Annotated in this window: 1 protein-coding gene and 2 pseudogenes; 1 reads left to right on the plus strand and 2 read right to left on the minus strand. The window is 67.8% G+C overall.

From position 1 onward, the window contains the following. Positions 1-93: 93 nt before the first annotated feature. Together ACFWB8_RS36830 and ACFWB8_RS36835 are read right to left on the minus strand one after the other, a co-directional pair. Positions 94-765: pseudogene (locus ACFWB8_RS36830) on the minus strand (transposase family protein); the annotation flags it as partial. Between the two features lie 198 nt (positions 766-963). Beyond that, entirely contained in the window at positions 964-2,037 is a 1,074-nt protein-coding gene (locus ACFWB8_RS36835; RefSeq protein WP_385237623.1) for a YncE family protein, read from the minus strand. A 1,174-nt stretch (positions 2,038-3,211) separates the two neighbouring features. Here ACFWB8_RS36835 and ACFWB8_RS36840 point away from each other — a divergent pair. After that, a pseudogene (locus tag ACFWB8_RS36840) lies at positions 3,212-3,552 on the plus strand (hypothetical protein); the annotation flags it as partial.

Raw genomic sequence — 3,552 nt, forward strand, 5'->3', positions numbered from 1 at the left:
GAGCTTCGTTGCGTACGGAACTGGTGGAGTGAAGGTCCGTCACATGCCTGTGACCTGCCGATTCTCCAAGCAGCCAGGACTATGAATCAGCCCTGCCTTGAGGGTGGCCATGGCTTGCTCGCCGAGGGGGCGGATGCGGGCATGGGCGACGTTGACGGCTTGCTGTCCGGTGGAGAGGTTGCGGTGCTTGCCGCGGAAGGGCACCCGTACGGTGCCGCCGGCGCCCTGGTAGCCCTTGTCAGCCCAGCAGGCCAGGTCGGCCTTGGCCAGGGCGTCGATGATCCCGTGGGTGCGGGCGGCCTTGATGTCGTGGATAGCGCCGGGCAGCGCGGCCGAGGCCCACAGCAGGCGGCCGAACGGATCGGTGAGGGCTTGGACGTTCATGCCGTGCTTCTTGTGCTTGCCGCTGTAGAAGGGCCGGTCGGCGGCGATCCGGTCGATCGGCAGCAAGGTGCCGTCGAGGATGACGTACGCCTTCCTCGCCGCGGCGCGGACCGCCTCGGCCAGGGTGGGGGCGAGCGCAGCCAGCAGCTCGACGGCCTCGTCCACGTACCGGTAGGCGGTGGTGGTGCCGACTCCGAACCCGGCCGCGAGCTGGGCGTAGGTGTGCCCGCACCGCAGATGGGCGAGGGCGAGCAGCGCCTGGCGTCCAGCGGTCAGGCGCCGCCATCGGGTCCCGCGCTCGTGGCGCCGAGCGCGCAGCTGCTCGGACAGCAGGCGCAGGGTCGAGGTGGACACGTCAATGCCGGACGGGTAGACAAGCACATGAAGCCCCTGGTGGAGACGGTTCTCTTGGTCGAAAACTCATCTACCAGGGGCTTCACCCGCCTGTCAGCCCAACTGCCCAGCCCACCCAGCAGGTTGGAAAAGGCTCATTGGGTGCCGTTGGAGGCAAAGGCGTCATGTTCGGATTTCGTCGGCAGGAAGGGTGGCGCCTGGATCTGCCGAGCGCTCGTGTCGCCGTCACAGTCGACCGACGGCTACCCCCATGGTGTCGCCGGCGCCGACGGTGATGGGGGTCACGGCGTTGGTTGCGGTGTTGATCGCGAACACGGTTCCCTGGGGTGTCCCGTTGCCGTAGGAGCCGACCACGTAGGCGCTCTTGCCGTCGGGGGTGAGGGCCACCTCCGCGGGACGGAAGTACCTGCCTGACCCGGTGTCCGGCGGGATGTCGCCGATGGGGATGGTCTTGGTGACCTTGTCGGTGGTCAGGTTGATCACCGACACCTTGCCCTGCCTGATCTTGTTGTCGACGCCGACCACGTAGGCCCGCTTGCCGTTGGGGCTGATCGTCAGCCCGCCCGTGCCGGCACCGGGGATGGTGCGGACGATCTTCTGCTTCACGAGGTTGACCACCGAGACGGTGCCGCTGTTCCCGGTCACGTAGAGGCGCTTGCCGTCAGGGGTGACCGCCATGCCGTTGGCCGCTTCGTTGAGGCGGATGGTGGCGATGACCTGGTTGTCGGCGGTGTTGATCACGGACAGGCTGCCCTTGCTGTCGGCTACGTAGAGGCGCTTGCCGCCGGGATTGATCGCCACCTGGTCGGGCCTGCTGGTCTTGATGGTGGCGGAGACCTGGTTGGTGGCGGTGTCGATCACCGATACCTTGTCCCCGTCGAAGGGGTTCTGGACGGCCACGTAGACGTGCTTGCCGTCCGGGGCGATCGCTTCCCCGTAGAGGAGGTCGGGAGAGAGTTCGTCCTTGTCGAAGGGGATGTTCGTGACGCTCTTCTTGGCGATGTTGACCGCCGACACGTACTTGAAGGCGTTGGTCACGTAGAGACTGGCGCCGTCGGGGGTGACCGCGACCTGCTCGGGGCCGCCGCCGACGGCGGTGGTCCCGAGCCCCTGGACCTTGTTGGTCCTCGTGTCGATCGGGTACACGTGGCCGTCGAGGCTGGTGACGTAGGCGTAGACCTGCCGTTGCGGCTTCGGCGGGTGCGGGGCGGCCGTGGCGGGCGCGGGTGCCAGGAGCGCCAGCCCTAACGTGATGGCTACCGCGATGGTTCGCCGTACAGCGGATCGCTGAAAGTGCACGTGGACCTCCGGATCGACGTGATGGTCTCTCGTGCCACCCGGTGTACCGCCGCGACTGACCAGCCGTCAGCGGATCTGTACGTCAGTCATCCGGAAGAGTGCCAGCCTGAGCAGCACGCGACGGGGGATGGCACTGGGCCTTCGACCGTCACCCGGAGTCGCGCACCGGCGGAAGCGAACAGCCGCCTATCTCCCCGCCCAGCCCGGTCAGTTCGAAGACCCCGGATCCGATTCGCGGAACTGCACAGACGAGCCTACGAGAGCCGTGTGCGCTGGCACTGGTCTCCGGCGCGGCAGGCGCCCTGACCCACCTGCATCTCCGCCCGTGCGAACTCGCAGTCCTCCTGCACCTGCTCGAGTGCGCCGAAGACGCCTACCCCAGTGCTCTCACCAGGCTGCTGGCCGGCGACCTCAGCCCCCGCGCGGGCGGGCCCCCGGAAGCCGCGGAAGCACAAGCGGGTCCTCCAGGAAGCGGAGCGCCGCAGGCAGACACCCGGATCACCAGCCTCGTCCAGGCCATCCTCACCCTGCATCTGACCAGCTCAGAGTGAGGATGGAAAAGGCTCAGTACCACCGGGCCGCCCAAGTACGAGACCCCGGTCAGTGATGGCCGGTCAGCGATCGGCCGCGCCCGCCCCGGGCCCCAAGGAGCGCCGGCCGGAGGAGCGAGGCACCGCGGGCTCCTTGGGCACCATGCCGGAGTCCTCGGCCAGCTCGGCGGCGAGGCGGGCCCGACGGGCAGCTGTCGGCGGCGCAGGGGGAGTTGCAGGGCGCGGGCCGGTTCCCAGGACACGACGTTCGATCATCACCCCAGTCTCCTGCCTCCACAGTGAGGCTCTGGTGTGGGGGAGGTCAGTGCACGGCCGATGACGAAGGGGGCTGCGGTGTGTCAGTGGTGTTGACGTTCGGGCTGGCGGTTCGTCATGTGTTGTCACTGCGCCGCGTCACGGCCTGTCAGCGGCGAACTCGCAGGTCACGTGGGGTGTGAGACGTTTGTCTGCGCAGGTTGATTGAGGGCTGCGCAGTTGATACGCGACGTGTGAGTTGCAGTGGAGTGCGTCAGTGGCTGTTGTCTTTCCGGTGGTGGCTGCGGTGTTTCCGCTGGTCAGGAGTAGGGGCGGTGATTCGGTGGGAGTTGTGTCTCGTCGGGTTGTTGTTCTCCGGGAGGTCGCGGATGCCGTCCGTTTCTGGGTTGCTGGAAGAGCGGGAGCTCGCTGCTCGTCGTCGTGTGGAGGAGTTGCGGGAGGAGGCCGATCGCGTCCAGGCCGAGCTGGTGGTGGCCGAGCAGGACTGGAAGGAGTGGGTCATTGCCCGCTCGCGGGTCGGCGAGGTCCTGGCCCTGGGCGGTGCTGAAGATGCCGCCCCGGATTCCGCCAAGGGCCTGCGAGAAGCAGGTCCGCAGGCCGAGCCGGCGAAGCCTAAATCGGTGGTGCCGATGTGGCGCGCGGGGCTGCCCTGGTCGGTACTGTCGGTGGACTACCAGCGCATCCTTCGGGCCCTGTCAGACCGGCAAGG

The organism is Streptomyces sp. NPDC060031, assembly GCF_042736805.1.
Classification (GTDB): Bacteria; Actinomycetota; Actinomycetes; order Streptomycetales; family Streptomycetaceae; genus Streptomyces.